General features: G+C 68.6%; 18 protein-coding genes and 1 tRNA gene. 13 read left to right on the top strand and 6 right to left on the bottom strand.

What is annotated here, in order from left to right; genetic code table 11:
• Positions 1-26: 26 nt before the first annotated feature.
• The 5 genes from AC50YC_RS13875 (at position 27) to AC50YC_RS13895 (ending at position 5449) form a co-directional block, all read left to right on the top strand.
• Positions 27-416: a DUF3499 domain-containing protein gene (locus AC50YC_RS13875; protein WP_494954079.1), complete on the top strand. Its 390-nt coding sequence runs from the start codon at positions 27-29 to the stop codon at positions 414-416.
• Between the two features lie 82 nt (positions 417-498).
• Entirely contained in the window at positions 499-771 is a 273-nt protein-coding gene (locus AC50YC_RS13880; RefSeq protein WP_494954080.1) for a Trm112 family protein, read from the top strand.
• Positions 772-894: 123 nt separating this feature from the next.
• A complete protein-coding gene (gene ahcY / locus AC50YC_RS13885; protein WP_494954081.1) occupies positions 895-2382 on the top strand; it encodes an adenosylhomocysteinase in 1488 nt (495 codons plus the stop codon).
• Positions 2383-2593: 211 nt separating this feature from the next.
• Positions 2594-3856, top strand: a complete 1263-nt coding sequence (locus AC50YC_RS13890; RefSeq protein ID WP_494954082.1) for a L,D-transpeptidase — start codon at positions 2594-2596, stop codon at positions 3854-3856.
• Positions 3857-4048: 192 nt separating this feature from the next.
• Positions 4049-5449, top strand: coding sequence for a TIGR01906 family membrane protein (locus tag AC50YC_RS13895; protein ID WP_494954083.1), 1401 nt, complete (start codon positions 4049-4051; stop codon positions 5447-5449).
• Positions 5450-5536: 87 nt separating this feature from the next.
• On the opposite strand, the gene AC50YC_RS13900 is transcribed toward AC50YC_RS13895, so the two are convergent.
• Together AC50YC_RS13900 and AC50YC_RS13905 are read right to left on the bottom strand one after the other, a co-directional pair.
• Positions 5537-7366 (bottom strand): AMP-dependent synthetase/ligase, encoded by a 1830-nt coding sequence (locus AC50YC_RS13900; protein WP_494954084.1) that lies wholly within the window; start codon positions 7364-7366, stop codon positions 5537-5539.
• 58 nt (positions 7367-7424) lie between these two features.
• Positions 7425-9137: a dolichyl-phosphate-mannose--protein mannosyltransferase gene (locus AC50YC_RS13905; RefSeq protein WP_494954085.1), complete on the bottom strand. Its 1713-nt coding sequence runs from the start codon at positions 9135-9137 to the stop codon at positions 7425-7427.
• Between the two features lie 266 nt (positions 9138-9403).
• Here AC50YC_RS13905 and rsmI point away from each other — a divergent pair, with 266 nt between their 5' ends.
• On the top strand, positions 9404-10225 hold the full coding sequence (rsmI, locus tag AC50YC_RS13910; protein ID WP_494954154.1) for a 16S rRNA (cytidine(1402)-2'-O)-methyltransferase: 822 nt from the start codon (positions 9404-9406) through the stop codon (positions 10223-10225).
• Positions 10226-10429: 204 nt separating this feature from the next.
• A complete protein-coding gene (locus tag AC50YC_RS13915) occupies positions 10430-11929 on the top strand; it encodes an NAD-dependent succinate-semialdehyde dehydrogenase (RefSeq protein WP_494954086.1) in 1500 nt (499 codons plus the stop codon).
• Positions 11930-11956: 27 nt separating this feature from the next.
• Here AC50YC_RS13915 and AC50YC_RS13920 read toward each other — a convergent pair whose 3' ends face one another.
• Genes AC50YC_RS13920 through AC50YC_RS13930 form a run of 3 tightly spaced genes read right to left on the bottom strand, consistent with a single transcriptional unit; the run spans position 11957 to position 17098 of the window.
• A complete protein-coding gene (locus AC50YC_RS13920; protein ID WP_494954087.1) occupies positions 11957-14482 on the bottom strand; it encodes a transglutaminase TgpA family protein in 2526 nt (841 codons plus the stop codon).
• A complete protein-coding gene (locus AC50YC_RS13925) occupies positions 14479-15984 on the bottom strand; it encodes a DUF58 domain-containing protein (RefSeq protein WP_494954088.1) in 1506 nt (501 codons plus the stop codon). The genes AC50YC_RS13920 and AC50YC_RS13925 overlap by 4 nt, the downstream gene beginning before the upstream one ends.
• 13 nt (positions 15985-15997) lie before the next feature.
• Entirely contained in the window at positions 15998-17098 is a 1101-nt protein-coding gene (locus tag AC50YC_RS13930; RefSeq protein WP_494954089.1) for an AAA family ATPase, read from the bottom strand.
• A 296-nt stretch (positions 17099-17394) separates the two neighbouring features.
• Here AC50YC_RS13930 and AC50YC_RS13935 point away from each other — a divergent pair, with 296 nt between their 5' ends.
• The 5 genes from AC50YC_RS13935 (at position 17395) to AC50YC_RS13955 (ending at position 23807) form a co-directional block, all read left to right on the top strand.
• Positions 17395-18288, top strand: coding sequence for a TatD family hydrolase (locus AC50YC_RS13935; RefSeq protein ID WP_494954090.1), 894 nt, complete (start codon positions 17395-17397; stop codon positions 18286-18288).
• Positions 18289-18593: 305 nt separating this feature from the next.
• Positions 18594-19754 (top strand): resuscitation-promoting factor, encoded by a 1161-nt coding sequence (locus AC50YC_RS13940; protein ID WP_494954091.1) that lies wholly within the window; start codon positions 18594-18596, stop codon positions 19752-19754.
• Positions 19755-19926: 172 nt separating this feature from the next.
• Entirely contained in the window at positions 19927-20838 is a 912-nt protein-coding gene (gene rsmA / locus AC50YC_RS13945) for a 16S rRNA (adenine(1518)-N(6)/adenine(1519)-N(6))-dimethyltransferase RsmA (RefSeq protein ID WP_494954092.1), read from the top strand.
• Positions 20839-20919: 81 nt separating this feature from the next.
• A complete protein-coding gene (locus AC50YC_RS13950; RefSeq protein ID WP_494954093.1) occupies positions 20920-21882 on the top strand; it encodes a 4-(cytidine 5'-diphospho)-2-C-methyl-D-erythritol kinase in 963 nt (320 codons plus the stop codon).
• A gap of 95 nt (positions 21883-21977) precedes the next feature.
• Positions 21978-23807, top strand: a complete 1830-nt coding sequence (locus tag AC50YC_RS13955) for an ABC-F family ATP-binding cassette domain-containing protein (protein WP_494954094.1) — start codon at positions 21978-21980, stop codon at positions 23805-23807.
• Between the two features lie 399 nt (positions 23808-24206).
• Here AC50YC_RS13955 and AC50YC_RS13960 read toward each other — a convergent pair whose 3' ends face one another.
• Entirely contained in the window at positions 24207-24806 is a 600-nt protein-coding gene (locus tag AC50YC_RS13960) for a TetR/AcrR family transcriptional regulator (RefSeq protein ID WP_494954155.1), read from the bottom strand.
• Positions 24807-25022: 216 nt separating this feature from the next.
• Here AC50YC_RS13960 and AC50YC_RS13965 point away from each other — a divergent pair.
• Positions 25023-25094, top strand: a tRNA-Gln gene (locus AC50YC_RS13965).
• The last annotated feature ends 73 nt before the right edge of the window (positions 25095-25167 follow it).

Raw genomic sequence — 25167 nt, forward strand, 5'->3', positions numbered from 1 at the left:
GGCCCGGGGGAGTAGTCTGTGGTGTCGTGGGTGCAATTCGTCTTTGTTCGAGGTCAGCCTGCCGCAACTCAGCGGTGGCCACTTTGACGTACGTTTATGCCGACTCCACCGCCGTTCTGGGCCCGCTGGCAACCTATGCCGAACCGCACTGTTATGACTTGTGTGAACAGCATGCCGGGTCGCTGACCGTCCCGCGCGGGTGGGAAGTGCTGCGGCTGGCGATGCCTGCCAACCCCGCCGGTCCCGGCCCCGACGATCTCCTCGCCCTGGCCAATGCTGTCCGGGAGGCGGCCGTCCGGCCCGCCGCGCCGGAATCCGGCCAGGGCCAGCGCAGTGTCCACCCCGCCCTTGAAGCTCCGGCCGCAGCCGAGGGCACCCGCCGGGGGCATCTGCGGGTCCTGCGCGAACCTTCGTAAGCCGGAACTGGCGGTAGGCTGGGAACTGCAAAATCCGTAAGCCACCGGCGCCTGCTGCGGCGTCCACCAGGGAGCGTTCACCATGCCGAAGATCAGTCCCGAACTGTTGTCTGTCCTGAGGTGCCCCGTGACCGGGTCCCCGCTGGTGCAGGACGGCGAAGAGCTCGTCACCACTGCGGCCGGCGCCGCCGGGGTGAAGCTGCGTTACCCGATCGAGGACGGCATCCCCCTGCTGCTCCCGCCGGAACTGCTCCCGGCCGCCGCTGCGGCCCCTGCCTTCCAGCACGACGCCGGCGAGCCCGGCCAGCCGGATTCAGGCCGGGCCGACGCAGCGTCACCGCACACCGCCGGCTAGGCCGCCGGCCCATCGCTGCGCCGTTCGGCTCCGAAGTACTTTCCAGCCACTGATCAGTCCCTCCACTTTCGTCCCAGGCAGCCAGGTCCCGGACCTGCCCGCCGGCCACAGAAAAGGATTCATATGACTCTCGATTACAAGATTGCGGACATCTCCCTGGCCGAGGCAGGCCGCCACCAGATCCGCCTAGCCGAGCACGAAATGCCCGGCCTGATGTCCCTGCGCGAAGAGTTCGGCGCCAGCCAGCCGCTCAAGGGCGCCCGGATCGCCGGATCCCTGCACATGACGGTGCAGACCGCCGTGCTGATCGAGACGCTGACGGCACTCGGCGCCGAGGTCCGCTGGGCCTCCTGCAACATCTTCTCCACCCAGGACGAAGCCGCCGCCGCCGTTGTGGTCGGCGACGGAACGGTTGAAAACCCCCAGGGTGTTCCCGTGTTCGCCTGGAAGGGCGAGACCCTGGAGGAATACTGGTGGACCGCGGAACAGATCCTGACCTGGCCCGGTGCGGACAGCAACCCGGACCTGGGCCCGAACATGATCCTTGACGACGGCGGAGACGCCACCATGCTGGTTCACAAGGGCGCCGACTTCGAGGCGCTCGGTGCTGTCCCGGCCACCCCCGACGACGAGTCCGAGGAAGGACGGGTCTTCCTGGACGTGCTGCGCGCCTCGCTGCAGGCGGATCCGCAGAAGTGGACCCGGATCGGCTCCCGCCTGCTGGGCGTCACCGAGGAAACCACCACCGGCGTGCACCGCCTCTACCAGCTCGCGGAGCAGGGCAAGCTGCTGTTCCCGGCGATCAACGTCAACGACTCCGTCACCAAGAGCAAGTTCGACAACAAGTACGGCATCCGCCACTCCCTGCCCGACGGCATCAACCGCGCCACCGACGTCCTGATGGGCGGCAAGGTCGCCGTCGTCTGCGGTTACGGCGACGTCGGCAAGGGCGCGGCGGAGGCCTTCCGGGGCCAGGGCTCACGCGTTATCGTCACCGAAATCGATCCCATCTGCGCCCTCCAGGCAGCAATGGACGGCTACCAGGTCGCGAAGCTGGAATCCGTCCTCAGCGAGGGCCACATCTTCATCACCACGACCGGCAACAAAGACGTCATCATGGCCGAGCACATGGCCGGGATGCGTGACAAGGCGATCGTGGGCAACATCGGCCACTTCGACAATGAGATCGACATGGCCGGGCTGGCCCGGATCCCCGGCATCAAGAAGGTCGAAATCAAGCCCCAGGTGCACGAGTGGGTCTTCGCGGCGGATCCCGCCACAGGGGAGGGCAGCCGCTCCATCATCGTGCTGTCCGAGGGCCGGCTGCTGAACCTCGGCAACGCCACCGGACATCCGTCCTTTGTGATGAGCAACTCCTTCGCCAACCAGACGATCGCGCAGATCGAGCTCTTCACCAAGCGTGACCAGCCGGAAGGGGAACGGGAGTATGACAAGCAGGTCTACGTGCTGCCGAAGATCCTGGATGAGAAGGTTGCCCGGCTGCACCTGGATGCCCTCGGCGTCGAACTGACTGAGCTGTCGAAGGAGCAGGCCGAGTACCTGGACCTGGAGGTATCCGGCCCGTACAAGCCGGACCACTACCGCTACTAGGAACCGCCGGGACAGCGGCAGAGGCCGCCGCAGATCCCGCCGTTCCCGCAGCGAAGGGGGCCCCGGACCACGGTCCGGGGCCCCTTTTGTGACCTGATCGTGGCGCAGCCGGGGCCGGCGCGAGGTGACACTTCGTTTATGCTGGCATAGGGAGATCGTGAACTCACAGGTGGGTTTGTAGGGAAACAGTGGGGGAACACGGGAAATGGCAGTGACAGAAGACAGCGGGCGTCGACGCCGGCAGCCGGGACACCGTCCCCGCAACACCGGGAAAATGCTGGCCGTCCTTGCCATCTGCGCAGTTGTGGGGGCCGGCGGCATCGGCGTCGCCACGTCACCGGGCTGGGCCCAGGCCGACATGCCCTCCGAGGCGTCGGCTCCGATGCGGAACGTGTCCGGCCTCGCTGCCCCCGTCGTCAAGCTCGTTGAGCTCGGCGTGACCCCGAACGACGGTGCCAAGGGCGTCAACCCCGCCGCCGCCCCCTCAGTCAAGGCAGTCAACGGCGTCGTGAAGGACGTCGTGCTGGTCCCGGCCGCCGGTGGCGACCCCGTGCCGGGAACCACGAGCCCGGATGGCGCGACCTGGACCGCCGAGGATCCGCTGGAATTCGACACGAAGTACAAATACAGCTTCACCATCGTCGACCAGGCCGGACGCGAGACGAAGAAGGCCCAGACCTTCGCCACCGTGGCCACAGCCAACGAGGCAGACGCCGCTGTGTATCCGGTCAACGGCACCACGGTCGGCGCCGGGCAGCCGATCGAGATCGTCTTCAGCGAGCCGGTGCTGAACAAGGAAGCCATGGAGAAGGCCGTCACCGTCACGGCTTCCTCCGGCCAGGCCGTGGCGTGGCGCTGGTATTCGGACCGCCGCGTCCGGATCCGCCCCGAGGCGTTCTGGGCTTCCAACAGCGAAATCACCGTGGACCTGAAACTCTTCGGCGTCGACTTCGGCAACAAGATGATCGGCAACTCCGACACCAAGGTCTCCTTCAAAGTCGGGCCGCAGCGCCTAGCGGTCGTCGATGACATCACCAAGACCATGAACGTGTACTTCGACGGCCAACTGGTCAAGACCGCTCCGGTCACGCTGGGGGACGCCGACTGGCTCTCCCCAACCGGCTTCGCCGTCATCATGGAGCAGGAACGCCACTCCGATTTCAACGCCGGCAGCATCGGGCTCAAGCCCGGCGACAAGGGCTACTACCCGCCCCTGACGGTGGAGTACGCCAACCGCCTGACGAGCTCCGGCGTGTACGTCCACCAGGCCCTGGAATCGGCCTGGGGCGCGGTGGGCCGGTCCAACGTCTCACACGGCTGCGTCGGGCTGCTCCCGGCGGACGCCGCCTGGTTCTTCAACAACATGAAGACCGGCGACCTCGTCCAGACCCTCAACACCGGTGCCCCGGCCGTGGAACCGCTCGAAGGCTTCGGCGACTGGAACATCCCCTGGGCGCAGTACGCCAAGCGCTGACCGCAACCCGGCGGCCGGGCGCTCCCAGACCGACGCTGGAATCCCGGGGCCTGAATCCCCGTCCCTGAATCCGCGTTGCCCGGGGTGTGGCATCTCGCCCACTCCGAGGCTCTGGCGGTAGGCTCGGAAGCAGATATGTAGCGTTGCCGGGCCCCGGCCGGCGGCGCGGACACCTACGGAAGCGAAGCTGCAGTGACTGACTCAAGTCCCACCCCTCCGAACCGACAGGATCCGCAGCTGGATCCGGCCGATGACGCTGACGAGCCCGCGTTCGACTGGATGAAGCCAAAGCCCACGGAGCAGCGTGCCGCCGCCTCCGACAGCACAGCCGCAGCCGGTGCCGAAGGCACAGCTGCCGCGGGTGCCGGCAGCACGGCCGCACCGGCCGCCGGCGGCACTCCGGAGCCGCTGTCGCGCGCCGACCGCAAGGCTGCGGAAGCCGCCGTCGAACCGGCACCCAGGAAAAACGCCACCCACTTCAGCGAGCCGCTGCCCCCCTCTGCACTGCAGGTCCGGCCCCCGGAGGAGGAGGTACAGCGGCGGAACGCCGAACGTGAACACGCGCTGAACACCAAGCCGGTGATCCCCCGCGTGATGCAGGTCCTGCTCTCCGTGTGCTTCCCGATCATCCTGCTGGTGCTGGCCGTCCGGGCCGTCGCCAGCCCCCTGTTCCTCTGGGTGGAGTACAACCGGCCCGGCTTCCCGGGCGACGGCTACGGTTTCAGCACCGACGACCGCATGACCTACGGCTCCTATGCTGTGGACTATCTCAGCAACTGGGCGGGACCGCGCTACCTGGGCGAACTGGTCCACCGAGGCGGCGACCGGCTGTTCGAGGACGGCGAAGTCAGCCACATGGCCGACGTCAAGGTCGTTATCCTGTCCGCCTTCGGCGCCGGTGTCCTGCTCATCCTGCTAAGCCTGATCGCCATCATCTACTTGCGGCGCCGCAGCCCCGGGGGAGTGCGGCGCGGCCTGTTCGCCGGCTCCATCATCACCCTCGTGATCATCATCAGCCTCGGTGTGCTGGCGGTGCTTGGCTGGGAGGCGTTCTTCGCCCAGTTCCACAGCGTCTTCTTCGCCAGCGGCACGTGGACCTTCTCCCTGCAGGACACCCTGATCCGGCTCTTCCCGGCCCAGTTCTGGGTCGACGGCGGGATTGTGATCGCCGGTCTGGTGCTGCTCGCATCGCTGGTCACCCTGATCCTCACCTGGCCGACGCGCAAACGCCGCGGGCTGCCGAAGCGCGGCGCAGCGGTCCAGGACCCGGCCGGGGAAAAAGCCGCTGGGGCTGACACCGGCGAGGCAGCCTCCACCCAGGCAGCCTCCACCCAGGCAGCCTCCACCGAGGCCGCCTCCGGTGGTGTTGCGGGCACCGAAGCTGCTCCCACCGAGACTGCGTCCCCCGAGGCTGCACCCGTGAAGCGCTCCCTCTTCCGCCGGAACAGGTCCGGCAAAGCCGGCGATGCTCCCGCCGCGGCGGCATCCGCCCCGGCCGACGCCGCCGCAGCAGGCACCGGCACAAAAGACACCGGGACAAACGACACCGGGACGAGAGACACCGGCGTGCGGGGACACTCGAGCGCCGTCTAGGGCCGCTGACCCCGGACGACAGGAACGCAGAAGCGGCCGGCACCGAGGTGCCGGCCGCTTCTTTGCGTCCGAGGTGATGCCGCGGCGTCAGCCGTAGATACCGTTGATCTGCCCCTCAAAGTCACGCACGACGGCGGCACGCTTGAGCTTGAGCGACGGCGTCAGGTGCCCGGATTCCACCGTGAAGTCGGCGTCCAATACCACGAAGCTGCGGATGGACTCGGCCTTGGACACGAGGGCGTTCGCCTCGTCCACCGCGTGCTGCAGGGCAACGCGGACCAGCTCGTTGCCGCGGGCCTCGGACGGGCTCATCGCGGGAACCTTGTGCACGGCGCACCAGTTTTCCAGGCCCTCCGGGTCCAGGTTGATCAAGGCCGACACGAACGGCCTGCCGTCCCCGATCACCACGGCTTGGAGGACCAGTTCGTGCTCGCGGATCTTTTCCTCCAGCGGTCCGGGGGCGACGTTCTTGCCGCCGGCGGTGACCAGCAGGTCCTTCTTCCGCCCGGTGATCGTCAGGAAGCCGTCCTCGTCGAGGGACCCGAGGTCGCCGGTGCGGAAGAACCCGTCCACGAACGACTCCGCGTTGGCTGCGGCGTTCTTGTGGTATCCCTTGAAGACGCCGATGCCCTTGACCAGGATCTCGCCGTCCTCGGCGACCCGGATGGTGGTGCCGGGCACCGGGATGCCGGCTGTCCCCACCTTGGTCCGCGTCGGAGTGTTGGCCGTGCACGGGGCTGTGGTTTCGGTGAGGCCGTAGCCCTCGAGGACGGGGATGCCTGCGCCGCGGAAGAAGTGTGCGTCGTGGGAGCTCAGCGGGCTGGCCCCCGAGACGGTGTAGCCCAGTTGGCCGCCGAAGGCCTGGCGCAGTTTGGGATACAGCAACCGGTCGTAGAGGGCGTGCTTGGCGCGGGTCACCCGTCCGGGGCCGGGACCGTTGCCCCGGGCGGCGGCGTCCAGGGCCTTGGAGTAGTCGACGGCGGCGGCGGCGGCCGACCCGAACAATCGTTCCTTCCCGGCAAGCGCCGCCTTGTGCGCGGCGCCGGCGTAGACCTTTTCGAAGATCCGGGGTACCACCAGCAGGAACGTGGGTTTGAAGCTGGCCAGGTCCTCCAGCAGCTCTTTGGCGCTGGCGGTGTGGCCCACGGTGGTCCCGGCACTGAGGCAGATCACCTGGACGGCACGGGCGAGGACGTGGGCCAGCGGGAGGAACATCAGGGTCCTGGTGCGGGGCTGCCGCAGGATCTCGGGCAGGAACAGCACGATGTTTTTGGCTATCAGGGCGAAGTTCCCGTGCGTGATTTCGCAGCCCTTGGGCCGGCCGGTGGTGCCGGACGTGTAGACGAGGGATGCAACGTCCGCGAGCCCGGCCGTGGACCGGTGCCGTTCGAGTTCGGCGTCGCCGACGCCGGTGCCTGCCGCTGCCAGGCTGGCGAGGTTCGGGGCGGCGCCGTCGTAGTCCATCCGCACCACCGGGAGCACGGTGCCACCGAGCAGGCCGGAGCTGTCCAGGACCTGACGGACCAGCCCCGCCTTTGCCTCGTCTTCGGCAAAGATGCGCAGGGCGCCGGAGTCATGCAGGATCCATTCGATCTGGCTGACGGAGGACGTCTCATAGATGGGTACGGGGACGCCGCCGGCGAACCAGATGGCAAAGTCCACGACGGTCCACTCGTAGCGGGTGCCGGACATGACCGCCACGGTTTCCCCGGGCGTGATGCCGCCGGCGATCAGGCCCTTGGCCAGCGCCCGGACCTGGTCCAGGAACTGCTGCGCGGAGACGTCGGCCCAGCCGGCCGGTCCCTTGCGGGAGTACAGCGCATGCACGGGATCCTTGGCGTGCTGCTCCAGCAGCAGGTCCGTCACATTGCTGCCCGGATCGAGCTCGATGAGCAGTCCGGTGCTTGCTTCTCTCACAGCCGTTTCTCCGTTCCGGGTCCGCCTGATGCCGGTGGACGTCCCCTGCAATCCTGCCCTAGATCCAGGACGGCATCCACATCCGGAACCGCCAATCCTGGTAGGTAACGGTCTCGGCGGTCCAGACCGGATAGAAGAAGGCCGAGACGACGACGGCGGTGACCACAAAGAGCGTCACGAGGTAGAGCCCGGAGCGCCGCCGCCACAGCGGATCCGTGCGCCGCCCCAGGACGAGGCCCAGCCCGTACACGAGGGCCAGCACCAGGAAGGGCTCGAAGGACACGGCGTAGAAATAGAACATGGTGCGTTCGGGGTACAGGAACCAGGGGAGGTACCCGGCTGCCACGGCGGCCAGGATGGCCCCGGCACGCCAGTCGCGCCGCCCGGCCCACCAGAAGAGCAGCACGCCGAGGCACACGGCGGCGCCCCACCACATCAGCGGATTGCCCACGGACAGGATCGCCGTGGTGCAGCTACTGGTATCGCACCCCGGGCTGCCCTGCTTGGGGGATTCATAGAAGAAGGACGTGGGCCGGCCGAGCACCAGCCAACTCCAGGCGCTGGCCTCGTACGGGTGCTCCGCGCTCAGCCCCTGGTGGAACTTGTAGGCCTCCAGATGGTAGTGAGCCAGGGACCGGACGGAGTTCGGCAGCCAGCCCCACTCCGCCGACGGAACCGTCGCGGCCCAGTTGCGGAAGTACGCGTCCGTGGACCGGAACCACCCGGTCCAGGAGGCGGCGTAGACCAGGGCGGCCACCGGGACGATGCTGACGAAAGCGGGAATCCCGTCCTTGAGGATCCCGCCGCTGATCCAGCCATGAATTCCGGCGATCCGGCGCGCGCTCAGGTCCCAGAAGACCGTCAGCAACCCGAACCCGGCCAGGAAGAACAGGGCGGACCACTTCGTGCCGACCGCCAGTCCCAGGCAGACACCCGCCGCGAGCCGCCACCAGCGGAGTCCCAGCCAGGGGCCGGACGCCAGCTGGAGCAGGCTGGGACGTCCGTCCGGGGAGGCTGCGGCCAGCCGGCCGAGCCGCTCGGCCAGCCGGCGGCGGCCGTCGTCGCGGTCCATCAGCAGGGCGCCGAAAGCGGCAAGGATCCAGAACATCAGGAAGATGTCCAGCAGGGAGGTCCGGGACATCACCAGATGGTGCCCGTCCACCGCCAGCAGCACACCGGCCACGGCCCCGAGGGTCAGCGAGCGGAAGAGCTTCTGGGCGATGAGGGCCAGCAGGAAAATGGACAGCGTGCCGGTCAGGGCCGCCCCGAACCGCCAGCCGAAAGGATTGTCCGGGCCGAAGAGCCACATGCCGCCGGCGATCATCCACTTCCCGACCGGCGGGTGGACGACGTACTCGGGGCCTTCCAGCAGCACCCCGGGATTGCCGGCAACAAAGGCGTCGTTGGCCTTGTCCGGCCACGCCCGTTCGTAGCCGCTGACCAGGAACGAGTAGCCGTCCTTGACGTAGTAGGTCTCGTCGAACACCAGGTTGCGGGGCGTGTCCAGCCGGACGAAGCGCAGGACGCCGCCCAGGGCCGCGGTGATGGCCGGAATGAGCCAGAACCACAGCCGCAGCGAGGGCGGATAGTCCCGCCAGCTCCGGATGCTGCCAATCAGGCGATCCTTGAGCGCGTCGGGGGTGAACGCCTCCGCCGGGCGGCTGACCCAGCGGTGCCCCTCCAGGTTGCGTCCGGTGCGGGGGGCTGGGGGCGCCGATCCGGTGGAACCGGCTTCGACGGGCCGCGTGGGGGTCTGCGTCACGATGCCCATGCTACCTTTTGCGGCTGTGGTCCCCGGCCTGGCCGCCCCGGTCCCGTCCCCGCCCGGGGCAGGCCCGGCCGTCGGCACGTGGCCCGTGCCAGCAGTAGGCTGGTCCTGTGGACCCTAAACTCAGCACCTCCCCGAATCTTCCCGGCGACAACCTGGGCCTGGCGGACGACCTCGAGGAGAGCGCACGTCCCGGACCCGGCGGTCCGACCGGCACGGATCCGGAGCCGGAACCGGAACCGTTTCCCCAAAGCGGCGGACCCGGCCGGATCGTGCTGGCGGCAACCCCGATCGGCAACGTCGGAGACGCCACCTACCGGCTCGTCGAGCTGCTGACGACGGCGGACATCGTCGCCGCCGAGGACACCCGGCGGCTGCACCGGCTGGTCCAGAATCTGGGAATCACCGTCGCCGGCCGGATCATCAGCTACCACGAGCACAACGAGGCCGCCAAGACCGGCGAACTCCTGGACCAGGTCCGCTCCGGCAAGACCTTGGTGATGGTGACCGACGCCGGGATGCCGTCCGTCTCGGACCCCGGCTTCCGCCTGGTCGAAGGGGCGGTGGCCGCCGGGCTGACCGTCACCGCCGCCCCCGGACCGTCCGCGGTCCTCACCGCACTCGCGCTCTCCGGCCTGCCCACCGACCGCTTCAGCTTCGAGGGGTTCCTGCCCCGCAAGGCCGGCGAACGCGCCTCCCGCCTCGCGGACCTCGACGCCGAGCGTCGCACCATGGTCTTCTTCGAGGCCCCGCACCGGCTGGAGCCGATGCTCCGCGCGTTGCGTGAGCGGTTCGGCGCGGACCGTCGCGCCGCCGTCTGCCGGGAACTGACCAAGACGTATGAGGAAGTCATCCGGGGCACCCTGCGGGAACTGCTGGAGTGGGCCGAGTCCAACGAGGTGCGGGGCGAGATCGCCGTCGTCGTGGGCGGCGCCCCAGAGCGGGAGCCGGGCACGCCGGCAGACCACGTGGCCGACGTCAACGCGCTCATCGCGCAGGGAATCCGGCTCAAGGAAGCCGTTGCGGCCGTGGCGGAGGACGCCCGGGTCAGCAAGCGGGAGCTGTATTCCGCGGTGCTGGCAGCCCGTTAGGCAGGCCGGTCTCCGGGCGGGGCCGTCGCTGTGCAGCTGCACAGCGAACCCCGATCGACGTAGTGCGGACATGCGTAGACAGCCCGGAGAACGCGGCAGTACCGTGGCAGTAATCAGCGCGTTTCAGAGACGCGTTTTCAAGGTCTGTGGAACAGCGCTGAATCCGATCCAATCCACCCCGAATCGCTGACGAGGGAGTCAACCGTGACTGTAACTGCCCAGCCCATTGTTACCGCGGAGCGCGAGAGCGCCCTGCTGGCCTCTGTTCCCACCGGTCTGCTGATCGGTGGCCAGTGGCGCCCGGCCGCGTCCGGGAAGACCTTTGAGGTGGAGGACCCCTCGACCGGCAAGGTCCTGCTGAGCATCGCCGACGCCGGACCCGAGGACGGGGCGGCCGCCCTGGACGCGGCCGCCGCCGCGCAGGAGTCCTGGGCGAAGGTCCCGGCCCGTGAGCGCGGTGAGATCCTGCGCCGGGCGTTTGAGCTCGTGACCGCGCGGGCCGAGGACTTCGCGCTGCTGATGACGCTGGAAATGGGCAAGCCACTGGCCGAGGCCCGCGGCGAGGTTACCTACGGCGCGGAGTTCCTGCGCTGGTTCTCCGAGGAAGCCGTGCGGGCCTTCGGGCGCTACTCGGTGTCCCCGGACGGGAAGTCCCGGCTGCTGGTGACGAAGAAGCCGGTGGGCCCGTGCCTGCTGATCACGCCGTGGAACTTCCCGCTGGCCATGGCGACCCGCAAGGTCGCCCCCGCCGTCGCCGCCGGCTGCACCATGGTGCTGAAGTCCGCGAACCTGACGCCGCTGACCTCCCAGCTGTTCGCCGCCGTGATGATGGAGGCCGGGCTGCCGGCCGGCGTGCTGAACGTCATCCCCACCTCGACGGCCGGTGCCACGACCGGGCCGCTGATCAAGGACTCGAGGCTGCGCAAGCTCTCCTTCACCGGCTCCACCGAGGTGGGCCGCCGGCTGCTCTCGGACGCCTCCGAAAACGTGCTGCGGACCTCGATGGAGCTCGGCGGCAACGCCCCGTTCGTGGTCTTCGAGGACGCCGACGTCGATGCCGCCGTCGCCGGGGCGATGCTGGCGAAGCTGCGGAACATGGGCGAGGCCTGCACCGCCGCGAACCGGTTCATCGTGCACGAGTCCGTCGCCGACGAGTTCGCGGAGAAGTTCGCCGCGAAGATGGCAGACATGACCACGGCCCGCGGCACCGAGGCGGAGTCCAAGGTTGGCCCGCTGATCGATGCCAAGAGCCGCGCCAAGGTCCACGAACTGGTCTCCGATGCTGTGTCCGCCGGTGCGGTCGCGGTGATCGGCGGCGCCGCCGTCGAGGGTCCGGGCTACTTCTACCAGCCCACCATCCTCAAGGGCGTCACCGAGGGCACCCGGATCCTGGCCGAGGAGATCTTCGGGCCGGTCGCGCCGATCATCACTTTCGACACCGAGGACGAGGCCGTCCGGCTGGCGAACAACACCGAGTACGGACTGGTCGCCTATGTCTTCACCAGGGACCTCAACCGGGGCATCCGGATGGGCGAACGCCTCGAGACCGGCATGCTGGGCCTGAACGCCGGCGTGGTCTCCAACGCCGCGGCTCCCTTTGGCGGAGTCAAGCAGTCCGGCCTGGGCCGTGAAGGCGGCCTCGAAGGCATCGAGGAATACCTCTACACCCAGTACATCGGTATCGCCGACCCGTACGCCGGCTAGGAGCAACCCCGGCAGGCCGGGGCGGTCTCAGCTCCGGCCTGCCCGCCGTACCCGGCGCAGTGCCTCGCGGGCCCCTGAGCGGGCCGTGGCGAGGCCGCGCCGGGTGCGTTGTGCTGCGCGGCGGGCGGCGCGGAACGGTGCCGTCGCCGCACGCCGCCAGACGGCCAGGATCGACGGCGGCAGCCACTCCGCGCGGAACCGCGCGAGCGGCCGGGCATGGGCGCGCAGCGAGCTTTGGACTGCTGCGATCAGGGGAACGGCTGATGCTTCCGCGCTGCCGGCCCCGGGCCCGGACGGTGGGCGGCCGTATTCCCGTCGCTCGAAGTCCGCGGTCAAGGACCTGACGGCCTGATGGCCGTCCGCGTCCAGGCCCTGCTCTTCGCCGAGGGCTCCCTCGCGGCGCAGCCGTTCCGAGAAGTGGCGTGGCGTCTCACTGGTCTGCGGCGCTACGCCGTAATCGGTCGTGAGGTCGCGCAGTTCCGCCCAGGCCCGCGAGGCCGCCGAGCCGTCGACCCCGGAACCGTTCAGCCGGCCGCGGCGCAGTGCACCGCGCGCCAGGTGCGGGGACGCCAGCAGCAACCCGAGGAACAGCACCGCGCCGGCGCCGTACAGCACGGGCAGCAATACCCTTGCCGCGTCCGGCTGGGCGGCAGCGCCTGGGAGCGGCAGCGGCGCGACACTGGGCGACGGTGTGGGAAGCGGGCTGTTGCTCGGAATGAGTCCATCGTTGTTTTCATTCGTGCTGGCGCCACTGGGAGCCTGGTTTGCCGCGGCATAGGACGGAACCACGCCGCGCGAGGGGGTTGGTTCGAAAGGCACCCAGCCCAAGCCCTGGAAATACAGTTCCGGCCACGCGTGGGCGTCCCGGGCATCCACCTCATATTCAGGCAGGGCACCCTGGCCCCCAATTGAGACGGTCGCCCCGGTGGGCCGGCCCGGGGCGTAGCCGACGGCAATGCGGCTGGGGATTCCTTCCAGCCGCGCCATCACCGCCATCGCCGAGGCGAAATGGATGCAATAGCCGCTCTTCTGGTTCAGGAAGTCTGCCAGGACGGACAAACCGTTGCCGTCGTAGCCTCCCTGCACCGGCGACTGCAGCGAGTAGGTGAATTCGGCGGAGCGCAGGTACTGCTGGATGGCCATGGCCCGCGCGTAGGCGGTGGTGCTGCCCTCGGTCACGGCCTGGGCGGTGGTCCGCACGATCTCCGGGACGTTGTCCGGCGGCCGGATGAACTGTTCGGGGACACCCTCCACCGGCCCCGTGGCCTGCGCCAGCAGGTCCGGGGTGAGCTGGGGGGCAGCCGAGAGCACCACATACTGCTGGTTGCGGGAGTTGGCGTCGACCCCCTTGATGCTCAGCGTGGCCGGATCCCAGCTCCAGCGGCCGGTGAGGCCGTTGACGGCCTCCGGGGCGTAGGGCGCCGGCAGGTAGGGGCTGGTGAACTGGCCGGTGTCGACCGCGGTGACCACGCGGACTTCGGTGGCGGCGGACTCGAAGCCCGACTCCATCCTCCCCGTGCCCAGCCGGCGGGTGCTGTCGCGATCATCCGGAGCCCAGTTGTCGCCGTTGAAACTGTCCACGGTGACGGAGCGCAGGTACGGGGTGGTGGGCGCGTTGGTGGCAAAGGTGATCCGTCCGTCACCGGTGGGGCTGCGCAGGCTGTTGCCGAGGCTGATCATCGGGTTTAGTCCCGAGGCGGGGCCGAAGGGGTTCAGCCGCGAGCCCTGCGGGAACGTCCCCTGCTCGAAGCCCGGGATCACAAGCTGGAGCAGCAGGGTAACGGTCAGCGCCACGGCACCGGTCAGGGCGCCGCGCCGGAACTGGCCCGGGTTGCGTGCGGTGTCCGCTCCGGTCCGCGCGTCGGGCGCGAACCAGTGGCTGCAGCCGAGGATCATGAGGTAGCCCGCGGTGGCCGCCGCGAAGCCCAGCACGCCGACGCTCTGCGGCTTGATCATGGCGGGAACGATGAGGATGGCCAGGATCCCGAGTCCGCTCGTCGCCGGCAAGGCCAGGGGATAGGCGAGGGCGTCGACCAGAATCACCAGCAGACCCAAGGCGGCACAGACCAGCAGGACGATGCCGGCATTGGGCGCCACCGGGGCGCTTTCCGCGAGGACCGTCTCACTGGCCCGGCGCAGGTACCGGCCCAACTGCGTCATGGTGGCACCGGAGGGAAGGAACCCCAGGATGCTGTGCGGGCGGAAAAACGTGAAGGTCAGGATCAGCACGAGCGCCGCCAGCGCACCGGCGGTCACGAAGACGCTGCGCCACCGGATCGCGCGGAGTCCTGCCATAGTGAAGGCCACGGTGAGGACCGTCGAGAGGACGGGGGAGTACCACGCCCATCCCCGCAGCACTCCATTAAGGCTCAGGGCCGCACCGGCGACGGCGACTGACACCGCGAGGGCCATCAGCCACGGCTGTGTGCCGGTCTTTTTCCGGGCGCTCGGATCCCCCGGGGAGTCCGGACGGGGGGATCCCGGGCCGTGGTCCCCGGCCGCCCCGGACGGTCCGGCGGGCGCGCCGGCGCTTCGCTGCGGTGTCAGTGTCATCGCCGGACCCCCGATCCGCGCCGCACATCGGCGGCGGCTGCCAGCGGTGCGGTCCCGCCGTCGTCGAAGGCAGTCCACGCTGCGGGCAGCGGCGTCGAGGGGGAAACGGCTACGGCGCGCCAGCCGCCGAGCCGGAGGGCTGCGAGCACCTCATCGGGATCCCCGGTGCGTTCCGTGACAACCAGGGCAAACGCGTTTGCCGCAAAGCCGGCACCCGGGGACAGCGCCCGGGCCTCAGCCCGCGTGAGGTTTCCCAGGATAGCCAGAACGGGCCCCCGCATCCGGTGGGCGGCCAGCTTGTCCATCAGCCGGTCGTCGAACGGCTGCGGGCCGGCCTCCGCGCCCGAGTGGTGCCGTCGGCCGGCCGTCCGGGCAGTGGCAGCCTCCGTCGAGTCCCTGCGGTTGTGGTGGGGACCGGTGAGCTGTATCGCGGCCAGGCTCTCGGCGACGGACTGCAGCCCGGGCGCCCCGTTGTACTCTTCGGACTCCGGCTCGGGGGCCGAGGGCGAATGCCGGAACGCGGGCTCACCGGCTGCGTCGAGGAACCGCAGCGCATAGTTGCGCTCGGCAAGATGCGCACCGATGGACATTGCGGCTGTCACAGCCCATTCAAAGGTGTCGCTGGTCAGGAGTTCGTGGCCGCCTGCCACGGGGGCGCCGCGGTGGTCTGGGCCGCGGTGTTCAGTTCCGGTGCCGACGGGGCGGAGGGGAGGCGACGTCGAGCCGGCGGAAAAGGCGCCGCGGGTGAAGGCCGAGAGCCGCTGGTCCAGGATGATGGTCGCCTCCGGGGTGGTGACGGACTCCTCCTGGCGGACCATCAGTTCCCCGTGCCGTGCCGTCGCGGCCCAGTGCACACGGCGCATCGGGTCCCCGTGACGGTATTCCCGGGTCATGACGTCGTCGTCGCTGGGGTTGGCCCGGATGCGCGTGGCGGTGACGCCGTCATGCCCCCTGGCACCGGCCAGCCCGGTGGCGGGCAGTTCGACGGCGGCGGGCGTCACGGTGAGGACGTCGCCGTCGTCGATGGCGTGGCGGTGCAGGGACAGCCCGAACGGGTCGCTGAACTCGGCTGTGACCGGCCCAATCAGGAACTGGCCGCGTTTCCCGGAGCGCAGATGGTATTCGTAGCGGCTGGACCCGCCCGCGGCTGAACGCGAGGGGAACCGGAACACGGGGGATTCCCCGAACCGGGCGGGCAGGCGTTCCTCCATCAGCGCGTGGCCGGAACCGGTTCCGGTCCGGGCGACCGCCAGCCGGACCGTCGTCGTCGCCCCTGTTTCGACGCTCGCAGGGCTGAACTCCCGGTAGACGCTGAAATTCGGTTTGAGCACGCGGGTGCCGGCCAGCGAGAGCAGCGGCAGGACAATCAGCAGGATGGCCAGCGCCAGCAGGTCCCGGCGCCCCATCACCTGGGCTGCCAGCAGGAACACCACGCCGGCGCCCAGCAGGCCCCAGCCGCGGGTCGTGAAGATGTGCCTCGGGAACCGGTCAGTCAGCGCCACGCCCGGGCCACCCCTAGCGGCGATTCGGCAGCGTGGCACCCGGGGCGGCCGCCAGGTCCGGGCTGACCGGGATTTTCGCCAGGACGGCGCGGATCACACTCTGGGCGGTCTCGCCGGCGCTCGCGGCCTTGCGGTCCAGGATGATCCGGTGGGCCAGGACGGATTCAGCCACGCTGACGACGTCGTCCGGCAGCACAAAGTCCCGGCCGTCCAGGGCCGCTGTGGCTTTGGCCGCGCGCAGCAGCTGAAGCATGGACCGGGGGCTCGCGCCGAGCCGGAGCATCCCGCTTTCCCGCGTAGCGCGGCCCAGGGACACGGTGTATTCCTTGATCGACTGGGAGACGTAGACCTGCCGCACCGTGGCGATCATGGACGCGACCTCGCCGGCGGTGACGGCGGGGGTGACCTTTGCCAGCGGGGACGTGGCCTGGTGGGTTTCCAGCATTTCCATCTCGGCCTCCTTGTCCGGGTAGCCCATGGAGATCCGCGCCATGAACCGGTCACGCTGCGCCTCCGGCAGCGGATAGGTCCCCTCCATTTCGATCGGATTCTGCGTGGCCACCACCATAAACGGCTCGTCGAGCCGGTAGGAGGTGCCGTCCACGGTGACCTGGTGTTCCTCCATGCATTCGAGCAGGGCTGACTGGGTCTTGGCCGACGCGCGGTTGATTTCGTCTCCGATAACGATGTTGGCAAACACCGCACCGGGCCGGAACTCGAAGGACCTCGACGCCTGGTTGTAGATGGACACGCCGGTGACGTCGGAGGGAAGCAGGTCAGGCGTGAACTGGATGCGGCTCACGGAACAGTCGATGGTGCGGGCCAGGGTCTTCGCGAGCAGGGTCTTGCCGACGCCGGGAACGTCTTCAAGGAGCAGGTGGCCCTGGGCCAGAAGCACGGTCAGGGCCAGCTTGGCCGCTTCGGCTTTGCCGTCGATCACGGTGTTGATGGCGGCCAAGATGCGCTCGCTGGCGGAACGGAATGCCTCCGCGTCCATCGCCGCGGGCGGCTGGGCCGGGTGCCGGGGCACCGGGAGCCCGGCCACGCCGGAATCTTCCCTGCGGCCCTGCCCCTCGGGAAGAGCCTCGTCTAGGGAGATGCGGTGGTAGTCCATCGGTAGCCTTTCAGCCCTGGTGGTTCCCGGGACGGATCGGCATGGAGCCTGCCGGGCCACTCGTCGGGGTGTGCCTGTGTTCCTGACCGTTAATTCCTAGCCGTCTGTTCCTGGACATTGATTATTTCGCAGCGCTAAAGCCAGTCTTTACAACAGAGTACTAACACAACTGCCGGGCCTGACAGAGAGTTCCGGGGAAATCTCCGCCGGTCTTGCCGCCCGGAGATAGCGCGGCCGCGTTAACTCCTGCGCCGGGGCAGTTCCTGCGGCCGCGGCGCCGCCGATAAGGTTGGAAGATGATCACCCCCCTGACGCCCCTCTCGTTCCGTGCGCCCGGCAGCGATGGCACCGGCAGGCAGGGCTACCCGCCCGCGCCGGAACCGCTTCCGGTGCCGGTTATGGACAACCACACCCACCTGGACTTCACCCACGCAAATGTCGATGTCACGGTCAGCATCGCTGACGCCCTGGATGCCGCCGAAGCCGTGGGAGTGCAGGGGGCCGTGCAGGTGGGGTGCGACCTGGAATCGTCCCGGTTCACCGTCCAGGCGGTCGAGCTGGATCCGCGGCTGCTGGGCGCCGTCGCCCTGCACCCCAATGACGCGCCGGCCTACGCTGCCCGCGGCGAACTGGAAGAGGCCCTGGCCGAGATCGAAGCACTCGCAGCGCACCCGCGGATCCGGGCCATCGGCGAGACCGGCCTGGACTTCTTCCGCACCGAGGGGGAGGGCCTGGCCCATCAGCGCTACTCCTTCCGGCGCCACATAGATATTGCCAAACGCCTGGGGCTGACACTGCAGATCCATGACCGTGACGCCCACGACGACGTCGTGCAGGTACTGCGGGAGGAGGGCGCCCCGGAGCGGGTGGTGTTCCATTGCTTCTCCGGCGGTGAGGAGCTGGCGCGGATCTGCAACAGCGAGGGCTGGTACATGTCCTTCGCCGGGACGCTGACCTTTAAGAACGCTGCCAATCTGCGGGCGGCCCTGGCCATCGCGGAGCCGGAGCGGATCCTGGTTGAAACCGACGCCCCGTTCCTCACCCCGCACCCGCATCGGGGCCGCCCCAATGCGAGCTACCTGGTCCCCTATACCGTCCGGGCCATGGCCGAATTGACTGGATGGGAACTCTCGGAACTCTGTGCCCGGATCGCCGGGAATACCCTGCAGGCATACGGTTCCTGGGACTGATATGACAAGAATCCGCCCTAGCGAATAGATACCCGGTATGCACAATTTGTTGGTTGCTTTATAACGCTCCGGTTACAGTGGACAACTATTAGCCGGGGTCGGGGAAGGCCAACGGATAATTTCACTCCTGCAGGGCGCGCATCGTGGCGAACGAACCATATGCGCGCTCTCGTTTGTGAGTGTGGCAGTGCACACAGCACCCGCTGATACAACGCACCCTTCCGGTGCGGCCTCAGGCCTGTCCGCGGCGGGTGGACCTGTGCACTTTTCCCCGTGCCCGGATGGTCCAAAAGATATGGGCAATCGTGGTCAAGTTCTTTAAATCGGATGGCAAGTTCAGCTTCGTCAAGGTCGGCACGCAACTCGTGGTGCTCGTGGCGCTGGTGCTGGGGCTCGTCGCCTTCGTCGGCAACAACAAGACAGTCACCCTCAACGTCGACGGCAAAGTGAGTTCCGTCCAGACGTTCGGCGGCACCGTCGGCCAGGTCGTAAAGGGCGCCAACCTCGAACTCCAGCCGTCCGACCGGATCACTCCGGCTGCTGACTCCAATGTCCGGGACGGTTCCGTGATCAACGTCAACCTCGCCAAGGCCGTCAAGGTCAGCTTGGACGGCGCGGAACGGACGATCAGCACCACGTCGCCCACAGTTGAGGGTCTGGTGACCGAACTCGGCGTCGCCAGTGCCTCCGAGCTGTCCGTTCCGAAGGACGCGCAGCTTGCCGTCTCCGGTTCCTTCGTGTCCATCTCGACACCGAAGTCCGTGAGCATCGTCGCCGACGGCAAGGCCGACAAGACCACCACGACGGCCGCCAACGTCGGCCAGCTCCTCGCCGACGCCGGCATCACGCTGGGCGCCAGCGACCGCGTCTCGCAGCCGGGCAACGCGCCGGTGGTCAACGACATGGTGATCAAGGTGTCCCGCGTGGATGTCAGCCAGACGGCAGATGCGACCGAAGCCGTGCCGTTCGAAACCCTCACCACGGAGGACGCCGGCCTGACCAAGGGCGAAAAGAAGGTGACCCAGCCAGGCGTGGCAGGCACGATCAGCAAGAGTTTCAAACTCGTCCTCGTCGATGGCCGCGAAGCCTCCCGCACCCTGGTGTCCCAGTCCGTCACCGCGCAGCCGGTCACCGAGAAGGTCACCGTCGGCACCAAGGAAAAGCCGAAGCCGGCAGCCCAGGCGGCCGGTGCCAACACCGGCGCCGCGGCCCCTGCCATGATGAACGAAGCCATGTGGAACAAGATCGCGCAGTGCGAGTCCACCGGCAACTGGTCCGTCAACAACGGCAACGGATACTACGGCGGGCTGCAGTTCGACATCCGGACCTGGCTCGGAGCCGGCGGCGGCGCGTACGCCCCGAACGCGAGCCTGGCCACCAAAGCCCAGCAGATCGATATCGCCAACCGCGTCTACGCGCAGCGCGGCCTGCAGCCCTGGGGCTGCGGCTGGGCAGCTACCAGCTAGGGGAGCGACGCCACAACCTCAGCTTCGGCTGACGGTGATGTGACGAGAGCACGAATTCGCAGGGTTTCCGCAGCGGCTGACCACGGCAGCGGATGCCCGGCCAGGGCCGGGTCCGGTTTTTCGGACCCGGCCTTCGCCATGCCCGGGCTGGCCGGCGGGATAGGATACCTAGGTGACTGAACCGACCCCCTCCGCGCCAGGCAGTGCGCCCACTAGCGCGCCAGCCGGCACGCCCGCACCCCTGATGGGGGCCTCCGACATCCGCAGGCTGGCCGAGGAGATCGGGGTCCGTCCCACGAAGAACCTGGGCCAGAACTTCGTCATCGACGGCAACACCATCCGCAGAATTGTTGCCGCCGCTGACATCCACCCGGACGAAACGGTCCTGGAAGTCGGGCCCGGGCTGGGGTCTCTGACCCTGGGCCTGCTGGACGCCGCCCGCTCGGTTGTCGCCGTCGAGATCGATCCGGTCCTCGCTGGCAAACTTCCTGCCACCGTCGCCGAGTGGCGGCCGGACGCCGTCGAAAACTTCCACCTGGTCCTCGCCGACGCCATGCGCGTCACCGAACTCCCCGTCGAGCCGACCGCGCTCGTGGCGAATCTTCCCTACAACGTCGCCGTGCCGGTGGTCCTGCACCTGCTGCAGCACTTCCCGAGCCTCCGCCACGGCCTGGTTATGGTCCAGGACGAGGTGGCGGACAGGCTTGCCGCCGGGCCGGGGTCCAAGACCTACGGCGTTCCTTCGGTCAAGGCGGCCTGGTACAGCAGTATGCGCAAGGCCGGGGTCATCGGCATGAACGTTTTCTGGCCTGCCCCCAAGATCCACTCCGGCCTCGTGGCGTTCACCCGCCGGGAACCGCCCGTCACCACGGCGACCCGCGAACAGGTTTTCGCCGTCATCGATGCCGCCTTCGCCCAGCGCCGCAAGACCCTTCGCGCCGCCCTGGCCGGATGGGCCGGCAGTGCTGCGGAGGCCGAACGGTGCCTGCGGGCCGCCGGTGTCGATCCCACTGCCCGCGGCGAGGTCATCGACATCGCGGCGTTTTCCCGGATCGCCGAAGCCCACGCGCTGCCGGCGCCGTGAACGCGGCGGCAGCACCGTAACGGTGCCGCCGGTCCGGTGCCATGCTTGGAGCCTGACCCCGCCATGCCATAGCGTGGAGCCATGAACGCAGTGAGAGGGCGCTTTGCCGCGAGGACTGTCCGGGTCAAGGCTCCCGGCAAGGTTAACGTCTCACTGGATGTCGGACCGCTGCGCGCCGACGGCTACCACTCGGTGGCCAGCGTCTACCTCGCGGTGTCCCTCTACGAAGAAGTCGCCGCCACCAGCACGGACACCGGCGAAATAACCGTCGGCATCAGCCCGGCGAGCACCCTTGACCTCGACGGCGTTGACATTCCCCTTGATGAGCGAAACCTGGCCTACAAGGCCGCCGCGATCATGGCTGATGTCTCGGAACACTCCACCGGCGTCCACCTCGAGATCACCAAGCGGGTGCCGGTGGCCGGAGGTATGGGCGGCGGCTCGGCGGACGCAGCAGCCACCCTGCTGGCCTGTGACGCGCTGTGGAACAGCGGGCTGTCGCGCGAGGAGCTCGCCCACCTGGCCGGGGAACTTGGCGCCGACGTGCCCTTCTCCCTGCTCGGCGGGACCGCTGTCGGGCTCGGGCTCGGCGACGAACTCTCGCCGGCCCTCGTCAAGGCCCAGACCGACTGGGTCCTGGTGACCGCGGACTTCGGCCTGCCCACCCCGGAGGTCTACCGGACCCTTGACCGGCTCCGTGCGGCCGAAGAAGCGGTGATCGAGGAACCGACGGCGGTGGACCCGATGATCCTCCAGGCCCTGCGGGCGGGCGACGCCGATGCCTTGAGCCGGGTGCTGGTCAACGACCTCCAGCGCGCCTCGATTGAGCTGGCGCCGGGCCTCCGGGACACCCTCGGGCTCGGTGAGTCCCTGGGGGCCATCGCCGGCATCGTGTCCGGCTCCGGTCCCACGGTCGCACTGCTGGCACACAGCCCGGCCGCCGCCGAAGGACTGGCAAACGACCTCCGGCACCACGGCCTCGAAGCCATGGCGGTGCACGGCCCGGTTCACGGGGCGCGCATCATCTCCGATACGCTCCTTTAATAGGATTGTCGTGATCAGCACGACGTAAAAGGGCTTGGATCGATCCAGCCTGACCCCATTAGCTCGACATAATTTCTCTAGGAAAGCAGTTCCCAGTGGCACACCTGCTCGGCGGCGAGAACCTCACGGTCTCGTATGCAACCCGCACCGTTCTTGACGGAATCACCCTCGGGCTCGAAGAGGGCGACCGGATCGGCATGGTCGGCCGCAACGGCGACGGCAAGTCGACGCTGATGCGCCTGCTGGCAATGCGCGCCACGCCGGACTCCGGCCGGGTCACCAAGCGCAGCGAGGTCAACATCGGCTACCTGGACCAGAGCGACGTGCTCGACGGCGACCTCACCGTCGGCGCCGCGATCGTCGGTGACCAGGCCGACTACGAATGGGCCCGCAATCCCCAGATCCGCGAGGTGATGGGCGGGCTGGTGTCCGACGTCGACTGGCACGCCAACGTCCACGCCCTCTCCGGCGGGCAGAAGCGGCGGGTGGCGCTGGCCAAGCTGCTGATCGAGGACCACGACGTCATCATGCTCGACGAGCCCACCAACCACCTCGACGTCGAAGGCGTCGCGTGGCTGTCCCGGCACCTGAAGACCCGGTGGCGGGCCAACCAGGGCGCCTTCCTCGTGGTCACCCACGACCGTTGGTTCCTGGACGAAGTCTGCACCAAGACCTGGGAAATCCACGACGGCATCATGGACCCGTTCGACGGCGGTTACGCCGCCTACGTGCTGGCCCGCGCCGAGCGTGACCGCTCCGCTTCCGTGGTGGAAAGCAAGCGCCAGCAGCTCGTAAAGAAGGAGCTCGCATGGCTCCGGCGCGGCGCCCCGGCCCGCACCGCCAAGCCCAAATTCCGGATCGAAGCGGCCAACGCCCTGATCGCGGACGTCCCTGAGCCGCGCGACTCGACGGCGTTGAGCAAGATGGCCACCGCCCGGCTCGGCAAGGACGTCCTGGACCTGGAGAACGTCTCCCTCGATTTCCTGGGCGGCGACCCCGGGCAGAAGCTCTTCGACAACATCACGCTGCGGCTCGCCCCCGGTGAACGGCTGGGCCTGGTGGGCGTCAACGGCGCCGGCAAGACCACCCTGCTGAAGCTCCTCAACGGCGAAATCGAGCCCAGCTCCGGGAAGGTCAAGCGCGGCAAGACGGTTGTCACCGCAGTCCTCACCCAGGAGGTCAAGGAGCTCGATGACGTCTCGGACCTGCGCGTGATCGAAGTGATCGAGCGCGAAAAGCGCTCCTTCAACGTCGGCGGCAAGGAATTCACCGCCGGCCAGCTCGTGGAGCAGCTTGGCTTCACCAACGAGAAGCAGTGGACCCCGGTCAAGGACCTCTCCGGTGGCGAACGCCGGCGCCTGCAGCTCCTTCGCCTGCTGGTGGGCGAGCCCAACGTGCTGATGCTCGATGAGCCCACCAACGACCTCGACACCGACACCCTGGCCGCCGTCGAAGACGTGCTGGACGGCTGGCCGGGCACACTGGTCGTCGTCAGCCACGACCGCTACCTGCTCGAACGCGTCACGGACCACCAGATGGCGCTCCTGGGCGACGGCAAGATCCGCGCCCTGCCGCGCGGCGTGGACCAGTACCTGGAGCTGCGCGAAGCGGCGCTGGCCGGCTCCACCATCACCGGCGGCGGCAACCCGGTCACGGCCGCCAGCGGCAGTTCCGCCCCCGCCGCGGCCGGAGCGTCGGAAGCCGAGAAACGGGACGCCCGCAAGGCCAAGAACCGGATCGACCGCCAGCTGGGCAAGCTCAAGCAGCAGGAAGACAAGATCCATGCCCAGATGACCGCCGCGGCCGCCGACCCTTCCGCCGTCGGCGACCTCGCGGGCCTCAACAAGAAGCTGAAGGACCTCGCCGTCGAACGCGAAGCCCTCGAACTCGAATGGCTCGGAGCCCTCGAAGTCCTCGGCGAGTAGTCGCCTGGCCCCGGGGGACATGCCCAGCGTGTCTCGGCATGGTTGGACATGTCCCTCGGTCGCCCCATATCCCATTGGACATGTCCCGTGGTGCAGGCGACGGTTGGACATGGTGGTGTTATGTCCATCCGCTGGGGCCAGGGGAGGGCATGTCCCGCGGGGTGCCCAGGTATTCCGTCGCGCGGTGAGGTTCGTTAGTGTCCTTGGGTCCTAGCCCCGGCTGGACATGTCCCTTGGTCGACTCAAATCCCACTGGACATGTCCCTTAGTGCAGGCGACGGTTGGACATGTTGGTGTTATGTCCATCCGCTGGGGCCAGGGGAGGGCGTGTCCAGCCGGGGCGGGCAGAGCCCCGAGGGCCCGGCCCGCTGCCGCACGGAGGGCATGTCCCGTGGGGATTTAGTCGTCGCTGCGGAGTTCGGGTTCTTTCTGGAGGCCGGTGAGGCCGTTCCAGGCGAGATTGACCAGGTGGGCGGCGACTTCGCGCTTGTCCGGGGTCCGGCTGTCCTGCCACCACTGGCCCGTCATCGCCACCATTCCGACCAGCATCTGCGCGTACATGGCGCCGTCAGCTGCGGTGAAGCCGCGGCGCGCGAACTCGTCGGCCAGGATGTACTCCACGCGGGCCGTGACGTGGGAGAGCAACGTGGAGAAGGCTCCTTCCGGCTGCGTCGGCGGCGCGTCGCGCATGAGGATGCGGAAGCCTTCGGTGCGGTCCTCGATGTAGCTCAGCAGCGCCAACGCGGCCCGCTCGACCATGACGCGCGGCTTTGCCTCCTCGGACAGGGCCTCGTCGATGGAGCTCAGCAGGATCCGGAACTCGCACTCAACGACCTGCGTGTACAGGCCTTCTTTGGAGCCGAAGTGCTCGTAGATCACCGGTTTGGAAACGCCTGCGGCAGCGGCGATCTCCTCGATCGTCGTTCCGTCCAGGCCGCGCAGGGCGAAGAGTCCGCGCCCGATGCCGATGAGCTGGCTGCGGCGCTGGGGTCCCGTCATCCGGATCCGGGGTACGTAGCCGGCGGGCCGGACGGGCCGGCCGGTGCGCCCCTCCGCCCCTCCGGACACCCCTGCGCTGTTGCTCACAGCTCCATCATGCCCCAGATCATCCACCGGGAGGGGTGCCGCCGGGCCCGGCCCGGGACGCCAGCACGTGAGGGCAACGCAGTATGGCAGAATTGACTCTCGTGCCACAGGCTCAACGCCTGGGCATGGTCCGCCCTGGTGTAATGGCAGCACCCCGGCCTTTGGAGCCGTGGAGTATAGGTTCGAGTCCTATGGGCGGAACGGCTGTGCGTCGCGGGGCCGGGAAACGGCACCCGCCGGGCGCGGCCCGGTGAGAGTCCAGTAGGATGAATCC

Source organism: Pseudarthrobacter sp. MDT1-56, from assembly GCF_059383555.1.

Bases quoted from the DNA above. Each gene is read 5' to 3' on its own strand.
- AC50YC_RS13880 (WP_494954080.1), top strand. From the start codon at position 499: ATGCCGAAGATCAGTCCCGAACTGTTGTCTGTCCTGAGGTGCCCCGTG.
- ahcY (WP_494954081.1), top strand. From the start codon at position 895: ATGACTCTCGATTACAAGATTGCGGACATCTCCCTGGCCGAGGCAGGC.
- AC50YC_RS13905 (WP_494954085.1), bottom strand. From the start codon at position 9,137: ATGGGCATCGTGACGCAGACCCCCACGCGGCCCGTCGAAGCCGGTTCC.
- AC50YC_RS13920 (WP_494954087.1), bottom strand. From the start codon at position 14,482: ATGACACTGACACCGCAGCGAAGCGCCGGCGCGCCCGCCGGACCGTCC.
- AC50YC_RS13930 (WP_494954089.1), bottom strand. From the start codon at position 17,098: ATGGACTACCACCGCATCTCCCTAGACGAGGCTCTTCCCGAGGGGCAG.
- AC50YC_RS13935 (WP_494954090.1), top strand. From the start codon at position 17,395: ATGATCACCCCCCTGACGCCCCTCTCGTTCCGTGCGCCCGGCAGCGAT.
- AC50YC_RS13950 (WP_494954093.1), top strand. From the start codon at position 20,920: ATGAACGCAGTGAGAGGGCGCTTTGCCGCGAGGACTGTCCGGGTCAAG.
- AC50YC_RS13960 (WP_494954155.1), bottom strand. From the start codon at position 24,806: ATGACGGGACCCCAGCGCCGCAGCCAGCTCATCGGCATCGGGCGCGGA.